The 18,198-nt window shown below is 74.5% G+C and carries 19 protein-coding genes; 3 read left to right on the forward strand and 16 right to left on the reverse strand.

Going from position 1 to position 18,198, the window contains the following annotated elements; all coding sequences use genetic code 11:
* Positions 1–29: 29 nt before the first annotated feature.
* Positions 30–407, forward strand: a complete 378-nt coding sequence (locus CXY01_RS03970) for a hypothetical protein (RefSeq protein ID WP_146925762.1) — start codon at positions 30–32, stop codon at positions 405–407.
* Here CXY01_RS03970 and CXY01_RS03975 read toward each other — a convergent pair.
* The 6 genes from CXY01_RS03975 to CXY01_RS04000 all read right to left on the reverse strand — a co-directional run bounded on the left by CXY01_RS03975 (position 335) and on the right by CXY01_RS04000 (position 4,911).
* Positions 335–1,327, reverse strand: coding sequence for a GNAT family N-acetyltransferase (locus CXY01_RS03975; protein WP_222594482.1), 993 nt, complete (start codon positions 1,325–1,327; stop codon positions 335–337). The genes CXY01_RS03970 and CXY01_RS03975 overlap by 73 nt on opposite strands.
* A 3-nt stretch (positions 1,328–1,330) precedes the next feature.
* Positions 1,331–2,026: a phosphoribosylformylglycinamidine synthase subunit PurQ gene (purQ, locus tag CXY01_RS03980; protein WP_146925763.1), complete on the reverse strand. Its 696-nt coding sequence runs from the start codon at positions 2,024–2,026 to the stop codon at positions 1,331–1,333.
* The gene (gene purS / locus CXY01_RS03985) at positions 2,023–2,277 is read right to left on the reverse strand and encodes a phosphoribosylformylglycinamidine synthase subunit PurS (RefSeq protein WP_056593189.1); all 255 of its coding nucleotides are present in this window, start codon (positions 2,275–2,277) and stop codon (positions 2,023–2,025) included. Before purS ends, purQ begins: the two co-directional genes overlap by 4 nt.
* 80 nt (positions 2,278–2,357) lie before the next feature.
* Positions 2,358–3,470: a hypothetical protein gene (locus tag CXY01_RS03990; RefSeq protein ID WP_146925764.1), complete on the reverse strand. Its 1,113-nt coding sequence runs from the start codon at positions 3,468–3,470 to the stop codon at positions 2,358–2,360.
* Positions 3,467–4,564 carry a hypothetical protein gene (locus CXY01_RS03995; RefSeq protein ID WP_146925765.1) on the reverse strand — a complete coding sequence of 366 codons (1,098 nt, stop codon included), beginning with the start codon at positions 4,562–4,564 and terminating at the stop codon, positions 3,467–3,469. The genes CXY01_RS03990 and CXY01_RS03995 overlap by 4 nt, the downstream gene beginning before the upstream one ends.
* On the reverse strand, positions 4,564–4,911 hold the full coding sequence (locus CXY01_RS04000) for a PadR family transcriptional regulator (protein ID WP_246125016.1): 348 nt from the start codon (positions 4,909–4,911) through the stop codon (positions 4,564–4,566). Before CXY01_RS04000 ends, CXY01_RS03995 begins: the two co-directional genes overlap by 1 nt.
* A gap of 139 nt (positions 4,912–5,050) precedes the next feature.
* Between CXY01_RS04000 and CXY01_RS04005 the strand changes: the two genes are divergently transcribed.
* Positions 5,051–6,046 carry a DMT family transporter gene (locus CXY01_RS04005; protein ID WP_186813288.1) on the forward strand — a complete coding sequence of 332 codons (996 nt, stop codon included), beginning with the start codon at positions 5,051–5,053 and terminating at the stop codon, positions 6,044–6,046.
* 10 nt (positions 6,047–6,056) lie between these two features.
* Here the strand turns inward: CXY01_RS04005 and CXY01_RS04010 are convergent, their stop codons facing one another.
* Together CXY01_RS04010 and CXY01_RS04015 are read right to left on the reverse strand one after the other, a co-directional pair.
* Positions 6,057–7,091: a zinc-dependent alcohol dehydrogenase family protein gene (locus CXY01_RS04010; RefSeq protein ID WP_146925767.1), complete on the reverse strand. Its 1,035-nt coding sequence runs from the start codon at positions 7,089–7,091 to the stop codon at positions 6,057–6,059.
* A 101-nt stretch (positions 7,092–7,192) separates the two neighbouring features.
* Positions 7,193–8,653, reverse strand: a complete 1,461-nt coding sequence (locus CXY01_RS04015; protein WP_146925768.1) for an amidohydrolase — start codon at positions 8,651–8,653, stop codon at positions 7,193–7,195.
* A gap of 11 nt (positions 8,654–8,664) precedes the next feature.
* Between CXY01_RS04015 and CXY01_RS04020 the strand changes: the two genes are divergently transcribed.
* Entirely contained in the window at positions 8,665–9,456 is a 792-nt protein-coding gene (locus tag CXY01_RS04020) for a DNA/RNA non-specific endonuclease (protein WP_146925769.1), read from the forward strand.
* Here CXY01_RS04020 and CXY01_RS04025 read toward each other — a convergent pair.
* From CXY01_RS04025 to CXY01_RS04060, 8 genes are all read right to left on the reverse strand, one after another.
* The gene (locus CXY01_RS04025) at positions 9,453–10,259 is read right to left on the reverse strand and encodes an ABC transporter ATP-binding protein (RefSeq protein ID WP_186813289.1); all 807 of its coding nucleotides are present in this window, start codon (positions 10,257–10,259) and stop codon (positions 9,453–9,455) included. The two genes, CXY01_RS04020 and CXY01_RS04025, sit on opposite strands and share 4 nt — an antisense overlap.
* Positions 10,256–11,290, reverse strand: a complete 1,035-nt coding sequence (locus CXY01_RS04030) for a FecCD family ABC transporter permease (protein ID WP_246125018.1) — start codon at positions 11,288–11,290, stop codon at positions 10,256–10,258. Before CXY01_RS04030 ends, CXY01_RS04025 begins: the two co-directional genes overlap by 4 nt.
* A gap of 64 nt (positions 11,291–11,354) precedes the next feature.
* The gene (locus CXY01_RS04035; RefSeq protein WP_146925771.1) at positions 11,355–12,389 is read right to left on the reverse strand and encodes a FecCD family ABC transporter permease; all 1,035 of its coding nucleotides are present in this window, start codon (positions 12,387–12,389) and stop codon (positions 11,355–11,357) included.
* 19 nt (positions 12,390–12,408) lie between these two features.
* On the reverse strand, positions 12,409–13,452 hold the full coding sequence (locus CXY01_RS04040) for an ABC transporter substrate-binding protein (protein WP_146925772.1): 1,044 nt from the start codon (positions 13,450–13,452) through the stop codon (positions 12,409–12,411).
* 112 nt (positions 13,453–13,564) lie between these two features.
* On the reverse strand, positions 13,565–14,461 hold the full coding sequence (locus tag CXY01_RS04045) for a phosphoribosylaminoimidazolesuccinocarboxamide synthase (RefSeq protein WP_246125020.1): 897 nt from the start codon (positions 14,459–14,461) through the stop codon (positions 13,565–13,567).
* 18 nt (positions 14,462–14,479) lie between these two features.
* Positions 14,480–14,887, reverse strand: coding sequence for a hypothetical protein (locus CXY01_RS04050; RefSeq protein ID WP_146925774.1), 408 nt, complete (start codon positions 14,885–14,887; stop codon positions 14,480–14,482).
* A 24-nt stretch (positions 14,888–14,911) separates the two neighbouring features.
* Positions 14,912–16,216, reverse strand: coding sequence for a phosphoribosylamine--glycine ligase (gene purD, locus CXY01_RS04055; RefSeq protein WP_146925775.1), 1,305 nt, complete (start codon positions 16,214–16,216; stop codon positions 14,912–14,914).
* A 70-nt stretch (positions 16,217–16,286) separates the two neighbouring features.
* On the reverse strand, positions 16,287–18,143 hold the full coding sequence (locus CXY01_RS04060) for a phosphoenolpyruvate carboxykinase (GTP) (protein WP_146925776.1): 1,857 nt from the start codon (positions 18,141–18,143) through the stop codon (positions 16,287–16,289).
* Positions 18,144–18,198 lie beyond the last annotated feature (55 nt).

Below are 18,198 nucleotides of genomic sequence, written 5' to 3' on the forward strand. Positions count from 1 at the left end.
ATGTCGGAGGGATGCTGCATGCTCGGGGGATGACCGGGGCGGACTACGACGCGATGGCCGACGACCTGGTCGCCCGCGGTGCCACGCGCGCGCAGATGATGGGGCGACCGATCCTCAAGGTCGGGTCGACCATGTTCGCCGCGCACGTCGGTGGGGACCGGCTGGCGCTGAAGCTCGGCCGGGACAGCGCCGAGCACGCCGAGGCCCTGGCCCTGCCGGGCGCGACGGTGTGGGCGCCCGGGGACGGCGACCGGTACTTCTACGACTGGGTCGCGCTGCCCGCGTCGGCGGAGGACCACTGGATGCGGTTCGCGGAGGTCGCGCGGCTGCGCGCTCAGACGTCCTTGGCCATCCAGAGCGACAGGGCGTCCCCGGTGAAGTCGAAGAAGGGCAGCACCGGGCGGTAGCCGGCCGACAGGTACAGCGTGACGGCCTCGGGCTGCCGGATCCCCGTCTGCAGGACCACGCTCGTCAGCCCACGCGCGCGGGCGTCGTCCTCGACGGCCTCGAGCAGGGCGCGGGCCGCACCCGAGCCGCGCGCGGCCTCGTCGACCCAGACCTTCTTCAGCTCGCCCGACCCGGCCGGGTAGCCCTCACGAGCGGCGCGCAGCGTCGCGCAGGCGACCGGGTGGCCGTCGACCCACGCGAGGAGCGTGGTCAGGGCGCCGACGCCCTGCGCCGGGTCGTCCGCCTCGAAACCGCCCGGCGTGCGCGCGACGATCTCCGGGTACCGCACCTCGATGTCGAGCCACATCGCGAAGCGCAGCGCGGCGGCGACCGGGTCGGACCAGTGCGTCCGCGTGATCGTGACCGTCGGGCGCTCGCCCGGCCGCGGTGCGCGAGGCGTCGGGACGAGGTCCTTGGCGAAGCAGCGCGAGTCCGCGACGCCGACGTACTCGCCGTAGTTCTCGATCGGGAGGTAGCCCGCCCGCAGGTACAGACCGATGGCCTCCGGCTGCAGCACCCCCGTCTCGAGGATGAGCCTGCGCCAGCCGTGCGAGGCGGCGGCAAGGTTCTCGAGCTCGGACAGCACAAGCCGGGAGTACCCCCGACCACGGTGCTCGGGCAGCACGTACATGCGCTTGAGCTCGCCGGTTCCCGGTGGGACGGCGTCGTACGTCGGGTCGTCGCCGAGGTCCCGAAGCGCCCCGGTGGCGACCGCCTCCCCGTCGACCCGGACGAGCACGACGTCGGCGATCTCGTCGCCCGTCATCTCGTGGCCGATGTCGTCCTCGCCGTACCGGTCGCGCAGCTCCGCCTGCTGGGCGGCCCGCAGCCGGGCGGCGTCCGGGTCGTCCCAGTCGACGCGCGTGATGCTGGTGGTCAACGCTCAGCCGACGAGCGCGTGCAGGACCGAGGTGAAGAACCGCAGGCCGTCCGTGCCGGTGCGGGGGCCGTTCGCACCGTCCGGGCCGAAGCCGGACTCGACCGCGTGCTCAGGGTGCGGCATCAGGCCGACGACGTTGCCCGCCGCGTTGGAGATGCCCGCGATGCCGCGGCGCGACCCGTTCGGGTTCCAGCCCTGGTAGCGGAACACCACGCGGCCCTCGCCCTCGAGCTCGTCGAGCGTGTGCTCGTCGGCGACGTACTGGCCGTCCTGGTTCTTCAGCGGGATCGTGATGTGCTCGCCCGCCGTGTAGTCGCGGGTCCAGGCCGTGTCGACGTTGTCGACGGAGAGGACCTGCTCGCGGCACACGAAGTGCAGGTGGTCGTTCTTGATCATCGAGCCCGGCAGGAGGTGCGCCTCGGTGAGGACCTGGAACCCGTTGCAGATGCCCAGGACCGGCAGCCCCTTGTTCGCCGCGTCGACGATCTCGCCCATGACCGGCGCGAACCGGCTGATGGCGCCGGCGCGCAGGTAGTCGCCGTACGAGAACCCGCCGGGCAGGACCACCGCGTCGACGCCCTGCAGGTCGGCGTCGCCGTGCCAGAGCGCGACCGGCTCCCCACCGGCGAGGCGGACCGCGCGGGCGGCGTCCCGGTCGTCGAGCGTGCCGGGGAAGGTGACCACACCGACCCGGGTCATGCCTGGGTGTCCTCGTAGACCGCGACGACGTCCTCGATGACCGGGTTCGACAGCACGTGCTCGCCGGCCTCGCGGGCCGCCGCGAGGATCTCCTCGGTCACCGGCCCGTCGACCTCGAGCTCGAACCGCTTGCCCTGACGGACAGACGCGAACTGCCCGAACCCGAGCCGCGGCAGGGCGCCGGCGACGGCCTTGCCCTGCGGGTCGAGGATCTCGGGCTTCGGCATGACATCGACGACGACTCGTCCCACGAAAGGGCTCCAGGTGTTCGCGCGGCGGTGGGGGGTCGCGGCGATTCTAGCGAGTGCGCCGACGGCCTCCGTGCACGCGCTCAGTCGGTGGGAACCAGGGCGGGGACGAGGCCTTCCCGGTAGGTGTCGACGGCCCGGAGCCGTCCCGTCCGGGCGATCGTCAGCACGTCGACGAGCGCGAGGTCGTCGGGGCCGGAGCGGGCGGCACGCCACGCCACCAGCAGCGCCGGCAGGACCAGCAGCGCTGCGACCGCGACCCCGACGCACAGGAAGAGATCGGCTCGGCCCGTGCCCTCCACCCAGGCGAGCCCGAAGAAGTAGGCGCTGATCATCCCCACGAGAAGGGCATGGCGCGAGTTCGGCCGGATCAGGCGCCGCGCGTGCTGCGCGGGCCGGAGGGGAACCAGCCGGCGCAGGCGGCGACGGGAGAGCACCGACGCGAGGACACCGACGACGAGCGCGGCGGCGAGCACCGCGAGCAGGGCGGGCGAGACGCCGTCGCGCGTTCGGCTGACGGTCTCGACGCATCCCTGACCGCACGCCCCGGTCGCCAGGCGCGTCGGAGCCAAAAGACAGGCAGCGACCGCCGCCAGACCCACGGCTGCCACCGCCACGACGCCCGTCCCCACGGTCCCGCGGGCCGTCAGCCGGTCGCGCATCACCATGCCGAACAGCAGGCTGTCGGAGGTCAGCTCCTCACCCGGCTCCGCGACGAGGTGCTTGCGGGCCTGCTTGCGGAACTGCCACGGACCACGGGACAGGAGCCCCGTGGCCATCCCCATCAGGACCGCCCCGGTCAGCGACGACGGCGGGCGCGGGCGCTCACCCGTCACCAGCGGCAGCAGCACCGAGATCACCGCGTAGGTGACCGCCACCGTGACGAGCACGCGGACAGGGGCGTTCGCCCCCTCCAGGTCGTCCCGGACCCAGCCCCGGTAGCGCGTAGGGACGCGACGGTCGAGCAACCGGTACGCGAGCGCGTGCCGCAGTGGTGGCCGGGTCCGCGCACGCGTCGCCCAGCCCGAGCGGACCAGCCCCGCGGCCGTCCGCAGGTCAACGCGCGTCGCGCCCGGGGCGGCGAGGTCGGCCAGCAGCGCGACCACCTCGTCGGACCGGCGGAGCCGCCAGCGCCGCGGGTACGCCCGAAGCCAGCGCCGGACGGACCGCTCGAAACGGGGGTCGATGGTGGTCATCGGGCCTCCAGGGCCACGGCCCGGACGAGGTCCGTGTCGAGCTCGTCCACCGTGACCGGGCGACCGGTCCAGGCCACGCGGCACAGGTCGACGAGGGCGAGACCGCCCCACGTGCGGGCGTGCCACCAGACCGCGAGCGCGGACGGGAGGAGGACCAGGCAGACCGGACCGGCGAGCGCGGACAGCGACAGGACCCACTCCCCCGTCACCTCCGCGAGGGCGGCGGCGACGATCACGACCGTCCACAGCGCCACGGCGATGCCGGCGTGCGGTGCGAGGCCGACGAGCCGGCGCGCGGGCTGGGCGGGAGCCGCCGCGAGGAGGCGTCGGCAGCGGCGGGCCACCGCGACGGCGACCGCGAGACCGACGGCCGCGGCGGCCGCCAGCGGAGCCGTGACGAGCAGCTGCGCGTCGCGGGGCACGGCCACGAGCTCGGAGCACGCGGGCCCGCACGAGACGGCGCTCAGGCGGGTCGGCGCCAGGACGGCCGCGACCGACCACGCCACCGCACCGACGGCCAGGAGGACCACCAGCACCCGAGCACCGGGCTCGGCCATCACCCGCTCGCGCGGTCGCCGCACCCAGACGTACCCGCCGACGTCGCGCGGCTCGTCGCGCGCCCTGCGTCGCACGTGGCGCTGCAGCCGGCGGCGGACCGCGACCTCAGGACGGACCAGCAGGAGACAGGCGGTGAGGGCGACCGCCATCGCGGTCCACCACAGCACGGTCGCCGCCGGGAACCCTGCCGCGATGCCGTTGTACATCGTGAAGACGAACAGCCAGAGGCGTCCCGACAGGTTGCGACGGAGGTGCCCCGGCCCGGTGATGTCCTGACGCACCCACTCGCGGTACTGCACCGGCACGCGGACGTCGAACATCCGGTAGGCCAGGTACACGTGCACGGGCGGGGTCTGGCGCCACCGCGTCGCGACTCCGCCGCGCAGCAGGTTGAGGGCCGTGCGAGCGTCCAGCCGTCGCGCGCCGTCGGGCGCGAGATCGAGGAGGACGGCGGTGACCTCGTCGGCACGCTCCTCCCGCCAGGCCGGAGGGTAGGCGCGCAGCCAGAAGGCGGCGGACCGCTCGAGGCCGCGCATCACGCCGATCCGAGAGCGGGACGGGACGACGGGCGGGCGGCGAGCACGCGGCGGGCGAGCGAGGCGAGGTCGGTCAGGCGGGCGGTCTCGGCGGCGAGGGCTGCCATGCCGTCAGGGTTGAGCCGGTAGTAGCGCCGCAGGCGACCGTCGACGACGACCTCGCCCGACGCCTCCGTGTAGCCGGCCTCGACCAGCCGGTCGAGGATGCCGTAGAGCGTGCCGGCGCCGAGCCGGACGCGGTCGTCCGACATGGCCGTGACCGCCTGCACGATGCCGTAGCCGTGGCGCGGCTCCTCCGCCAGCGCGAGCAGGACGAGGTACGCCTGCTCGCTCATCCGGAATGCCACGAGCGATATATATCGCGTGACGATCTATGAGTGCAAGGGTTCGTCGACGAGCTTCCTGGTGATTCCTCGCGTCATGCCTGGTCAGGCGCCTCATCGACGGCATGCTTCGTGTGTCAGTGGTCCGGGGGATGATGCGCGGGTGACTTCTCCTGCACCGTCGACCCGCAGCTGGATCGGCCCCTACCTCCTGCTCGCCGTGCTGTGGGGCTGCAGCTTCCTGTTCATCGCCACGGCGCTGCAGACCTTCGCGCCGACGCAGGTGGCCTTCGGCCGGATCGTCATCGGGTTCGCGCTGCTCGCCGTGATCCTGCTGATCCGGCGTGAGCGCGTGCGCGTCGAGCGGCGGCGGATCGGTGACTTCGTGATGGTCGGCGCGATCATGACGGCAATCCCGTTCGTGCTCTTCGCGCTCGCCGAGCAGCGGGTCACCTCCGTGCTGGCGGGACTGGTCAACGCGACGACCCCGCTGTTCACGGCGGTGTTCGTCGCGCTCCTGCTGCCCAGCGAGCGGCCCGACCGGGTGCAGGTCGGCGGGCTGGTGCTGGGCTTCGGCGGGATCGCGGTGCTGCTCGGCGTGTGGAACTCGGGCGCGATCGACCTGGTGGGCGGCCTGATGCTGCTCGGTGCGACGTTCTGCTACGGCCTCGGCAACGCGTGGAGCCGCCGTCGGCTCACCAGCACGGGCCTGTCGACCGTCGCGCTGCCCGCCATCCAGCTGGCTGTCGGTGCCGTCGTGATCCTGCCGTTCGCGGTCTCCACCCCGCTGCTCGCCCCGGTCGCCCCCGCACCGGCCCTGGCGCTGCTCGCGCTCGGCCTGGGCGGCACGGGCCTGGCGTACGTGCTGTTCTGGCGCGTCCTGGAGGCCGCCGGTGCCACGGTCACGGCCAGCGTCACCTACGTGATCCCGCTGGTCTCGACGACCCTCGGCGTCCTCGTCCTGCACGAAGGGCTGCACTGGTACGAGCCGGTGGGCGGCGCCATCGTGCTCGCGGGGGTGGGGCTCACGCAGTGGGGTGCCGCGCGGCGCCGCGCTGCCGACGCCGCGACGGCTGCGAGTGCCGAGCTGGTGCTCCCGCCGGCGGGCGTCGACGCGCAGGTGGTCCCCGAACCGACGTCCGGCGCTCCCCGCTCCTGACCGGTCCTCGTCAGGGGACGACGACCGTCATCCCGGGACCGCCCGCCCCCTCGCCCAGGGCCGCCAGCGCGGCGGGCGCCTCGTCGAGCCCGATCGTGCGCCCGACCAGTCGGGACGGGTCGAGCTCGCCGGACGCGATGCGGGCGAGCATCGCGGGGTACTCGTGGGCCGCCATGCCGTGGCTGCCGTACACCTCGAGCTCCCACCCGATCACCCGGCCCATGGGCAGCGGAGGGGCGGTGTCGCCGCCGAGCAGCAGGCCGACCTGCACGTGCCGGCCGCGCCGGCGCAGCGACAGGACCGACGCTGCGGCCGTGGCGCGGCTGCCGAGGGCGTCGAGCGAGACGGCCGCACCACCACCGGTCACCTCGTGGACCTGCGCGGCGACGTCCCCGGTGCCGTCGAGGACGACCTCGGCACCCATCGACCCTGCTGCGTCGCGGGCCTGAGGGGACACGTCGACCGCGACGACGCGAGCACCGGCCGCGACGGCGACCATGACCGCGGACAGCCCGACGCCACCGCAGCCGTGCACCGCCACCCAGTCGCCCGGCCGCACGCGTCCGTGGACGGTCACGGCCCGGTAGGCGGTCGCGAACCGGCAGCCCAGGCCCGCGGCCGTGACCGGGGACATGCCGTCCGGGAGGCGGACCAGGTTGACGTCGGCGTGGTAGACGGCCACGAGCTCGGCGAACGAGCCGTCGTCGGTGAACCCGGGCTGGCGCTGCCGCTCGCAGACCTGCTGCTCCCCCGCGAGGCACGCCGCGCACGTGCCGCACGCGCACACGAACGGCACGGTGACGTGGTCGCCGGGCGCCCAGGACCGGACCGACGGACCGACCTGGGCGACGACCCCCGCCAGCTCGTGCCCGGGGACGTGCGGGAGCGAGATGTCGTCGTCGTGCCCCTGCCAGCCGTGCCAGTCGGACCGGCAGACGCCGGTCGCGGTGACGCGCAGGACGACGCCGTCGTCGGGACAGGCCGGCGCAGGGACGTCGCGCACGGTCGGGAGGACGCCGAACTCGGAGATCACCACGGCACGCATGAGTCTCATCCTCGCCGACGCCGGGGCGCCGCCGGACGGGGTGCGGCTCGTGGTCGCGGTCGTCCGATCCTGACTCGGGTGCGGTCGTGGTCCCCGCACGGTCAGAACGCGCGGTGCGTCCACCCGCCGGCGACGAGCGTGCCCGCCACCGACATCGCCCGGAGGGGCGCAGTGAGCGGGTCGGCATCGAGGACGACGAGGTCCGCCGGCGCGCCGGGGTTCACCGTGAGCCCGTGGCCGTCGACCGAGGACTCCAGCGCGACCCGGCGGTCGAGCGCCTGCTCCGGGTGCCAGGCGGCGCGCCCGTCGCGGGACCGGGTGACGGCGGCGTCGGCGGCGACCCACGGATCCAGCGGGGCGACCGGCGCGTCGGACCCGAGCGCCAGCCGGACGCCCGCGCGGTGCAGCGACCCGAACGCGAACGCGCGGTCGGTACGACCGTCCCAGTAGCGGTCGGCGACGTCGCGGTCGTCCATGGCGTGCTCGGGCTGCACGCTGGCGACCACGCCGAGCGCCGCGAACCGCTCGACGTCCTCCCAGGACACCAGCTGGGCGTGCTCGACGGAGCCGGCGGCGCCGGACGACGCGAAGGCGTCGAGGGCCAGGGCGTTCGCGGCGTCGCCGATCGCGTGGATCGCGCAGCGCAGGCCGTGCCGGGTGGCGTGCGCCATGAGCGGAGCCAGCCGCGACGGCGGCACCGACAGGACCCCGCGGGCGAGCGGACCGGTCAGGCCGGGGTACGGGTCGTGGCAGTAGGCGGTGCGGGTGTTCAGGGAGCCGTCGGTGATGACCTTGAGCGGCCCCTGGCTCACGAGCCCGGCGATGGTGTCACCGGTGTGCAGGTCCTCGCGGACCACCCGGTCGAGGAAGTCCTCCCACACCCCTGCCCGCACGCGCAGGCGGGCGGGCCGGGCGGCGACGCGACGACGCCAGACGTGCACGTTGTCGGCGAGCTCGAGGTCGACCACGCCGACCACCCCGCGGGCCGCGGCCGCGGCGCAGGCGTCGTCGACGAGGGCGTCGGCGACGTCGTCGGGCACGTGGTCGACCGCACCCTGCAGGGGCAGCCACTCGGACTCCCGCAGGAGCCCGGTCGGGTGCTCGCCCACGCCGAGGAACCGGAGGCCGGCCGTGGAGACCCAGGCGCAGTGCAGGTCGCCGGAGACGAGGACGACGGGCAGGTCGCCGACGGCGGCGTCGAGGAGGGCGGACGTCGGGACGTCGGGCCAGAGGCCGTCGCGGAACCCGAAGCCGACGAGCGCGGTCCCGGCCGGCGGAGGTGGCGCCGCGGCGACGAGCGACACGGCGTGCGCGGCGGACGTGGCCCCGGAGACGTCCAGCCGGCACCGGGCCAGCGCCCACTGGGTCAGGTGCACGTGCGCGTCCCAGAGGCCCGGCATGAGCCAGCGACCCTCGAGCCGCACCTGCGGGGCGTCGGCGTCGAGGCGGGGGCCGACCGCGGCGACGCGACCGTCGCGCAGGAGCACGTCGACCGGCCCGTCGCCGTCCACCAGGCGAGCATCGCGCAGCAGGACGTCAGGGGTGGTCGGTACGGTCCGCATGTGAGGACCCTATGAGCCAGGCAGCGGGATACGACCCATCGTTCCTCGGGGCGTCCGTGCCGCTCCCGGTCCCGTCGCAGACCGTGCGAACGCTCCCGTCCACGCACTTCACCGTGCTCCTCGACCCGGCGCGGCGGCTGGCGGCGGCCACCGCGGTGAACATCGACGGTGCGCAGCTGGTGGACCTGGAGCGCGGCGACGACTGGCACCTGGACCCGCGCGTCCCCGCGGACGAGCAGGCCGGTCCGGAGCTGTACGCGCGCAACGACCTCGACCGCGGGCACCTGGTGCGCCGTCGGGACCCGGTCTGGGGTGACCTGGTGACGGCTCGGCAGGCGAACTTCGACACGTTCGCCTACCCGAACGCCGCCCCGCAGGCGTCCGCGTTCAACCAGGGCGAGCTGCTCTGGGTCGGTCTCGAGGACCACGTGCTCGAGTACGCCCGGGCGTACGGCCACCGGCTGTCGGTGCTGACCGGGCCGGTGCTCGCCGACGACGACCCGGTCTACCGCGGCGTCCAGATCCCCCGGAGGTTCTGGAAGGTCGCGGCGTGGGCGTCGGCGGAGGACCTGCGTGCGACCGCGTTCGTGCTGGACCAGAAGCCGTTCGTCCGGACCCTGCAGGTAGAGGTACCCGACCTGGAGCCGTTCCGGACGTTCCAGGTGCCCGTCGCGGACGTCCAGGAGCTCACCGGGATCGACCTCGGTCCGCTGGTCGACGCGGACGTGCTCGCCCCGGTCGGCGCCCGGTCGGACCGGGCGCGCTGGGCCGCGGTGACCGCCCTGGAGCAGATCCGGCTCTAGCGGACGTGCCGGACGTGCGCGTCCCGGCGGGCCGGCACGACCATCGGCGTCCCGGTCTCCGGGTCCGGCACCACGCGGCACGCGAGCCCGAACACCTCCCGCACGAGCGGTTCGGTCACGACGTCGGCGGGCGGGCCCTCGGCGACGACGGCGCCGGCCTTCATCGCGATCAGGTGGGTGGCGTACCGGGCGGCCTGGTTGAGGTCGTGCAGGACCGCGACGAGCGTGCGGCCGTCCTCGTGCAGCCGCGCGCACAGGTCCATGACCTCGAACTGGTGGGCGATGTCGAGGAAGGTCGTCGGCTCGTCGAGCAGCAGGAGGTCGGTCTGCTGCGCGAGCGCCATGGCCAGCCACACGCGCTGGCGCTGCCCGCCGGACAGCTCGGCGACGTACCGGTCGCGCAGGTCGGCGACCTCGGTGGCGTCGAGCGCGTCCGCGACCGCGCGGGCGTCGGCGGCGGACCACTGCCGCAGGATCCCCTGGTGCGGGTACCGGCCGCGGGCGACGAGGTCGCCGACGGTGATGGACTCGGGCGCGATCGGGCTCTGCGGCAGGAGCGCGAGCCGGCGGGCGACGTCCTTGCTCTTCAGGGACGCGATGGGCACGCCGTCGATCAGCACCCGCCCGGAGCGCGGCTTGAGCGTGCGACCGAGGGCCCGCAGCAGCGTCGACTTGCCGCAGCCGTTGGGACCGATGATCACGGTGAACGACGCGCGCGGGATCTGCACGGACAGGTCCCGGGCGACGACGAGCTGGTCGTAGGCGAGGGTCAGGTCCTCGGCCTCCAGCGGCGGACCTTTCACGCGGGGCTCCTCCTCCACTCGCGGACCAGCAGGAACGCGAGGTACACGCCGCCGAGCGCGGCGGTGACCACACCCACGGGGTAGACGACGCCCGGCACGGCGTACTGGGCGACCAGGTCCGCCACGACGAGCACCGCGGCACCGCAGCACGCGGCGGCGACCATACCGGGTCCGGTGGACCGGGTCAGCCGACGGGCGATCTGCGGGGCGGTCAGCGCGACGAACGCGATGGGCCCGCTCACGGTGACGGCCGCCGCGGTGAGCAGGACACCGACGACCACCGCCCAGGTGCGCACCCGGTCCGCTCGCACGCCCACCGCGACGGCGACCTCGTCGCCCATCTCGACCAGCTGCATCGGCCGGGTCAGCACGAGCGCCACGGGCAGCAGCACGACCAGCGCGGCCACGACGAGGAGGACGTCCGACCACGCCCGCGCCGCGAGGCTGCCGTTGAGGTAGGCGGCGAGGACCTGCGCGTCCTCGCGGGTCGCGCGTGCGAGGGCGAGCTGCACGAAGGCCAGCGACATCGCGCCGACGGCGATGCCGACGACCACCATCCGCAGCGGCGCCCGGAACCCCGCCCCGGAGCCCAGGTAGACCGCGCCGATCGCGATGCCGGCACCGATGAGCGCGCCGACGGGGACCGGGACGACGCCGGGCCACACGAGCCCCGCGGCCGCCGCACCCGCTGCGGCGCCCGCACCGAGGCCGATGACGTCGGGGCTGCCCAGCGGGTTGCGCGTCACCGACTGGAACACCGCCCCGGAGACCGCGAACGCCGCACCGGCGGCGGCCCCGACGAGCAGCCGCGGCAGCCGGCTGGTCCACAGCACCCACTCCTGTGCGCGCGACCCGCTGCCGGCGACGACCCCCGGCAGCTCCGCCAGCGAGATGCCCAGGCGGCCGGCGGAGAGCGTGACGAGCATGGCGACCAGCATGACCACGAGCGCGGCGACGCAGACGACGACGGGTCGCCCCCGCCAGCGCACGACGACGGACGGCCCGAGCGACAGGACGGCGGGCGCGCTCACAGGTGGGGCACTCACAGTGCCCACCCGCTCGCGCGCCTGCGGGCGACCCCGCCCTCCGGCGCGCTCACAGCCCCACCCGTCCCCGGCGCACGGCCATGATCAGGAACGGCGCCCCGACGAACGCCGTCACGGCACCGACGGGCAGCTCCCCGGGGCGGGCGACCACGCGACCGACCACGTCGGCGGCGAGCAGGAGGACCGGGCCGAGCACGAGGCAGTAGGGCAGGAGCCAGCGGTGGTCGGACCCGGTGAACGACCGCACGACGTGCGGCACCGCCAGGCCGACGAACGCGATGGGCCCGACGGCCGCCACCGCCGCGGCGCACAGCAGGGTGGCGCCGGCGGCACCGAGCAGGCGCGTCCGCCCGGCGCGCAGCCCGAGGGAGGTCGCGGCCTCGTCGCCGAGGGCCAGGGCGTTGAGCGGCCGGGCGAGGAGCAGGCACACGACGAGGCCGACGACGACGAACGGCAGCACGGAGCCGACGGTCGACGGCGGCCGTCCCGCCAGGGAGCCGACGACCCACGAGCGGTAGGTGTCGAACACCTCCGGGTCGGCCAGGGTGATGGCCTCGACGAGGGCCACCAGCACCGCCGACACCGCCGCGCCGGCCAGGACGAGCCGCACGGGCGTGGCTCGTCGGCCCCCCGAACCGATCAGGTACACCGCAGCCGCGGCGAGTAGGGCACCGGGGACCGCGGCCCACACGGTCCGGCCGGCCGCGCCGCCCAGCACCGCGGCGGTGACCACGAGCGACGCGGACGCCCCCGCGTTCACGCCGAGCAGACCGGGGTCGCCGAGGGGGTTGCGGGTCAGCCCCTGGATCACCACGCCCGCCACGGCGAGCGCCGCCCCGACGAGCAGGCCGAGCTGCGTGCGCGGGACGCGTGACGCGACCACCGTGGAGACGTACGACCCGTCCGGGTCCCGCCACGCCGACCACACGTCGGCGAGCGGCACCGGCTTGGCCCCGACGGCGATGCTCAGCCCCAGGACGAGCACGAGCAGCAGGAGCGCGGCGACCAGGCCGAGCCCGAGCACGAGCGCGCGCGAGCCCCGCGCACCGGTGGTGTGCGGGGCCTGCGCGACGGCTGTGCTCACGGCGCAGCGGGGGTGGGCGTCAGCCCTGGACCTTCTCCGCGCCCGCCGTGATCAGCGGGACGTACGCGTCGATGGCCCACGGCACGCTCAGCGGCGTGGCCACCGAGACGGCCATGCCGAGCTGCGGGTCGAGCATCGGGACGTAGGCGCCGGAGGCGAACGCCGGGATCTGCGCCCAGAGCGGCTGCGCCTCGGTGGCGGCCTGCTCGTCGGCGCTGTTGAACCACGTGAAGAGCAGGTCCGCGTCGTTCAGCTGGTCCGCGTTCTCCAGGCCGAGGGTGCTGACGAACGTCCCCGGCGAGGCCGAGAGCGCCGAGACGGACGGGGCGAGCTCGAGCCCGAGGCCGGTCAGCAGCTCGACGCGCGGGTCGCCGGGCAGGTACACGGACAGGGCGCCCGGCTGGTCGCCGCCGTAGACGTAGGCGAACGAGAGGCCGGCCAGCTCGGGGTGCTCGGCAGCGGCGGCGTCGATCGCGGTCTGCCGCTCCTCGAGCAGCGCGTCGGCCTTCTCGGGGACACCCAGCGCCTCGGCGGCGATGGTCACCTGGTCCTCGAGCGACGTCTGCCACGGTGCGCCGGGGTAGGCGACGACCGGCACGAACGCGGAGAGCTGGTCGAAGACGTCCTGCTCCAGGCCCGACTGCGGGGCGAGCACGAGGTCCGGCTCCAGCGCGATGATCGCGTCGACGTCCAGCTCGGGGTACATCGCGATGGTCTCGGGCAGCTCGGCGCCCTCGGCCTCGACGGCGTCGCGGAACCAGGGCTGGTACCCGTCGGCGTCGCCGCCCCAGGTGTCCTCCTCGATGCCGACCGGCACGGTGCCCAGCGAGAGGGCGATGTCCGCGGCGCCCCAGCCGAGCGTCACGACGCGCTCGGGCTTCGCCTCGATGTCGGCGGTGCCGAGCGTCGAGTCGATGGAGACCGGGAAGATGTCGTCGCTGGTCGCCGACCCGCTCGAGGTGGGCTCCGCAGCGGGGTCGTCGGCGCCGCCTGCGCAGGCGGCGAGGGTGAGGGCGACGGCAGAGGCGGATGCCACGGCTGCCGCGCGACGGGCGATGCGCACGGGTGCTCCCATTCGTTCGGGGACGGCCACCACGGCGAAGCGGGCGACGTCGGAATGAGGGAAGCCTAACCTCTCTTGCCCGGTCCTCCCCGGGTCCCCGATGAGCGAAAGGTCACACCGTCAGCGACGCCCCGGTGAGCCGCTCGTAGGCGTCGAGGTAGCGGTCGCGGGTGCGGGCGACGACGTCCGTGGGCAGGGACGGCGGCGGCGAGTCGGAGGCACGGTCCCACCCGGACGACGGTGACGTCAGCCAGTCCCGGACGAACTGCTTGTCGAAGCTGGCCTGCGCGCGACCGGGCTGCCACAGGTCCGCCGGCCAGAACCGCGAGGAGTCGGGCGTCAGCACCTCGTCGCCCAGCGTGATCGCGCCGGTCGTCGGGTCGGTGCCGAACTCGAGCTTGGTGTCGGCCAGGATCACCCCCCGCTCGCGCGCGATCGCCTCGGCGCGCCCGTACACCGCCAGCGTGAGCTCCCGCAGCGTCGCCGCGGTGTCGGCGCCGACCACTCCCACCACCGTCTCGAACGGCACGTTCTCGTCGTGCTCGCCCAGCTCCGCCTTCGTGGCCGGCGTGAAGATCGGCTCCGGCAGCCGTGACCCGTCGACCAGCCCCGCGGGCAGCGGGATGCCGGTCACCGACCCGGACACCCGGTACTCCGCGAGCCCCGACCCGGTCAGGTAGCCGCGCGCGACGCACTCGACAGGGAACATCTCGAGGCGGCGGCAGACCATCGCGCGCCCGGCGACCTGCGCCGGGACGTCCGTCGACACCACGTGGTTGGGCACCAGGTCCGCCAGCTGCTCGAACCACCACAGGCTCAGCTGCGTGAGCACGACGCCCTTGCCGGGGATGCCGGGGTCGAGCACGTGGTCGAACGCGGAGACCCGGTCGCTGGCGACGACGAGGACGACGTCCCCGTGCGCCGCCGTCGAGGGCGAGCCGTCCGGCACGTACAGGTCGCGGACCTTGCCGGAGTAGGTGTGCGTCCAGCCGGGGAGGTGAGAGGTCACGGGCACAGTGTGCCCGAATCACACGAGGTCGTCGCCGCCCTCGAGGCCGTCGGGGATGGGCAGCCCGACCAGCCGCACCAGGCGCTCCACGGTCTCCTCGACGAACGTGTCCTCCGGCTCGTCCACGTGCTCCTCGGCCAGCAGCCGTCGCACGTGCTTCGCCTCGACGTCGACGGCGCCCACCAGCAGGGCCCACTCGGCGAACGCCTCCGCCTCGGCAGCCAGGTCGACCGGCTCGCTCTCCGCCGGGTCGTCGAAGAAGTCCCGCGGCTGGAAACCCAGGTAGAACCGGCCGAGACCGTCCGGCGCCGGGCGGTACTCGACGGTCGCGATGTCGCCGTCCTGGACCTCGATGCGCAGGCTGGGGACGACGTCTGCGTCCCCTCCCCACCTGCCGTCGCCGTACACGAACTCGGAGGTGCCCATGCGGCGATGATGCCCTACGCGACCTCAGACCAGCGGGAGGTCCGCCACCTGGGCGGCGATGTCAGAGCGGTGGTGCGAGAACGGCAGCTCGATCTGCTGGACGCCCGCGTAGGCGGCGGCTCGGGCGGCGGCGAGGTCGGGGCCGACGCCGACGACGGACAGCACGCGACCGCCCGCCGCGACGAGGTGGGCTCCGTCGATCGCGTCGTCGTCGTCGCCGGCGGCGTTCTGCTGCAGGGCGGTGCCGGCGTGCAGGACGTGCACGCCGGGCAGCGCCTCGGCGTCCTCGGTCCCGGTGATCGGGTCGCCGGACCGCACGGCCCCGGGGTAGCCCCCCGAGGCGATGACGACCGTCACGGCGGCGTCGTCGCGCCACTGCAGGGGAGGCAGGGTGCCGAGGGTCCCCGTCGCCGAGGCGAGCAGCACGGCGGCCAGGGGCGTCGCCAGGCGCGCGAGCACGACCTGCGTCTCCGGGTCGCCGAACCGGGCGTTGAACTCGACCACCTTCAGCCCGGACGACGTCAGCGCGAGCCCGACGTAGAGGACGCCCGAGAACGGCGTGCCTCGACGCGCCATCTCGGCGATCGTCGGGCGCGCCACCCGCTCCACCACCTCGTCGACCAGGTCCGCGGGAGCCCAGGGCAGCGGCGAGTAGGCACCCATCCCGCCGGTGTTGGGGCCCTCGTCGCCGTCGTGCGCGCGCTTGAAGTCCTGCGCGGGGACCAGCGGCACCACGTCGACGCCGTCCGACAGCACGAACAGCGAGATCTCGGGGCCGTCGAGGTAGTCCTCGATGACGACGCGCCCGTCGGCCTTGGCCAGGCACGCCTGCGCGTGGGCCAGCGCCTCGGCGCGGTCGTGGGTAACGACGACCCCCTTGCCCGCGGCGAGGCCGTCGTCCTTCACGACGTAGGGCGCGCCGAACGCATCCAGACCTGCGGCAGCCTCCTCGACGGTCGTCGCCACCCGCGGCTCGGCCGTGGGCACGCCCGCGGCGGCCATGACCTCCTTGGCGAACGCCTTGGAGCCCTCGAGCCGGGCGCCCGCTGCGGACGGGCCGAACACGGGGATACCCACCGCGCGCACGGCGTCCGCGACACCCGCGACCAGCGGAGCCTCCGGGCCGACGACGACCAGGTCCACCGCCAGCGAGGTGGCCAGCGCCGCGACCGCGGACCCGTCCAGCTGGTCGACGGCGTGCAGCGTGGCGAGCGTCCCGATGCCCGGGTTGCCCGGGGCGGCGTGCAGCGCGGTCACCGCGGGGTCGAGGGACAGCGCGCGCGCCAGCGCGTGCTCACGGGCACCGGTGCCGACGACGAGGATCTTCACGTGCCGGGAGCCTACCGACAGTCGCGTCCGGAGAGCAGACGCGACGTCGACCGTGGACACGGCCGCCGGATCAGCCCGCCGAGCGCAGCCGCACCCGCAGCGCGTCCAGCTCGTCCACCATCGCGACGGGCAGCCGGTCGCCGAACTGCGCGAAGAACTCCTCGGTCAGGTCGCACTCCGCCAGCCACGCCTCGGGGTCGACCGCGAGCAGCTGCTCCAACGTGCCGGGCGGCAGGTCCAGCCCGCGCAGGTCCAGCTCACCGTCGGCGGGCAGCACCCCCAGCGGCGAGTCGGTCCCCTCCACCGCCCCGTCGAGCCGCTGCAGCGCCCAGGCCAGCACCCGGGCGTTCTCCCCGAACCCCGGCCAGAGGTAGGACCCGTCCGTGCCCTTGCGGAACCAGTTGACGCCGAAGATCGCCGGCAGCGGGATGCCGCGGGCGGACAGCTGCGCGCCGAGGCGGAGCCAGTGGCCCCAGTGGTCGGCCATGTTGTAGCCGCAGAACGGGAGCATGGCGAAGGGGTCGCGACGCAGCGTCCCGACGGGTCCCTCGGCGGCCGCGGTCTGCTCGGACGCGATCGTCGCGCCGAGGAAGACCCCGTGCGCCCAGTCCCGCGCCTGCGCGACGAGCGGCACGTTCGTGGCCCGGCGGCCGCCGAACCAGATGGCGTCGATGGGCACCCCCTCGGGCGAGTCCCACGAGTCGGCGATGGTCGGGCACTGGTCGGCGGCGACCGTGAACCGGCTGTTCGGGTGGGCGGCCGGGGTGCCGGAGGCCGGCGTCCAGTCCTCGCCGCGCCAGTCGGTGAGGTGGTCGGGCGGGGTGTCGGTGAGCCCTTCCCACCACACGTCCCCGTCGTCGGTGAGCGCGACGTTGGTGAAGATGACGTCGTGCGCGAGCGTCGCGATGGCGGCGGGGTTGGTGGCCTGCCCGGTGCCGGGTGCCACACCGAAGAACCCGGCCTCCGGGTTGATGGCGCGCAGCCGGCCGTCGGTGCCCGGCCCGCCCGGTCGCAGCCAGGCGATGTCGTCGCCGATCGTCTCGACGGTCCAGCCGGGGATGGTCGGCCGGAGCATCGCGAGGTTGGTCTTGCCGCACGCGGACGGGAAGGCCGCGGCGACGTGCGAGACGCGTCCGGTCGGGGACGTCACGCGCAGCACCAGCATGTGCTCGGCCAACCAGCCCTCGTCGCGGGCCATGACGGACGCGATCCGCAGGGCGAAGCACTTCTTGCCCAGCAGCGCGTTGCCGCCGTAGCCGGAGCCGTACGACCAGATCTCGCGGGTCTCGGGGAAGTGCACGATGTACTTCGTCTCGTTGCACGGCCACGGGACGTCGTCGCCCTCAGGACCGAGCGGTGCCCCGACGGAGTGCACGGCGGGGACGAAGTCGCCGTCGGTCCCCAGCAGGTCGAGCACGGGTGTGCCGACGCGGGTCATCACGCGCATGCTCACCACGACGTACGGCGAGTCGGTGATCTGCACGCCCAGCTGCGAGATCGGTCCGCCCAGCGGGCCCATCGAGAAGGGGACGACGTACATGGTCCGCCCGCGCATGGACCCGTCGAACACCCCGGCGAGCTCGGCGCGCATGACGTGCGGCTCGCGCCAGTGGTTGGTGGGCCCGGCGTCGTCCGGGTCGACCGAGCAGATGAACGTGCGGTCCTCGACACGGGCGACGTCCGAGGGGTCGGAGCGCGCCAGGTAGGAGCCGGGTCGGAGCTCCTCGTCCAGCCGGATCAGCGTGCCCGCCTCGACCATCCCCTCGACGAGCGTCGCCGCCTGCTCGGCGGAGCCGTCGACCCAGACGACGTCGTCCGGCTCCGTGAGCGCCGCGACCGCCCCGACCCAGGCGTGCAGGGCGCGGTGCCGGTGACTGCCGGGCGCCGCAGGGACGGTGAGGAGGGGATAGTGCTCGACGAGCGTCATGACGACCTCCGGGAAAGGATCCAGTCCTTCCACCGTGGACCCGTATGCCCGTGGA

It is taken from the genome of Cellulomonas xylanilytica, from assembly GCF_007989805.1.
GTDB classification, from domain to species: domain Bacteria; phylum Actinomycetota; class Actinomycetes; order Actinomycetales; family Cellulomonadaceae; genus Cellulomonas; species Cellulomonas xylanilytica.

Excerpts from the sequence above, each read along its gene's own strand:
- purQ (WP_146925763.1), bottom strand. The coding sequence starts at position 2,026 with ATGACCCGGGTCGGTGTGGTCACCTTCCCCGGCACGCTCGACGACCGG.
- CXY01_RS04060 (WP_146925776.1), bottom strand. The coding sequence starts at position 18,143 with ATGACGCTCGTCGAGCACTATCCCCTCCTCACCGTCCCTGCGGCGCCC.
- CXY01_RS04050 (WP_146925774.1), bottom strand. The coding sequence starts at position 14,887 with ATGGGCACCTCCGAGTTCGTGTACGGCGACGGCAGGTGGGGAGGGGAC.
- CXY01_RS04020 (WP_146925769.1), top strand. The coding sequence starts at position 8,665 with ATGAGCCAGGCAGCGGGATACGACCCATCGTTCCTCGGGGCGTCCGTG.
- CXY01_RS03970 (WP_146925762.1), top strand. The coding sequence starts at position 30 with ATGACCGGGGCGGACTACGACGCGATGGCCGACGACCTGGTCGCCCGC.
- CXY01_RS04010 (WP_146925767.1), bottom strand. The coding sequence starts at position 7,091 with ATGCGTGCCGTGGTGATCTCCGAGTTCGGCGTCCTCCCGACCGTGCGC.
- CXY01_RS04015 (WP_146925768.1), bottom strand. The coding sequence starts at position 8,653 with ATGCGGACCGTACCGACCACCCCTGACGTCCTGCTGCGCGATGCTCGC.
- CXY01_RS03995 (WP_146925765.1), bottom strand. The coding sequence starts at position 4,564 with ATGCGCGGCCTCGAGCGGTCCGCCGCCTTCTGGCTGCGCGCCTACCCT.
- CXY01_RS03990 (WP_146925764.1), bottom strand. The coding sequence starts at position 3,470 with ATGACCACCATCGACCCCCGTTTCGAGCGGTCCGTCCGGCGCTGGCTT.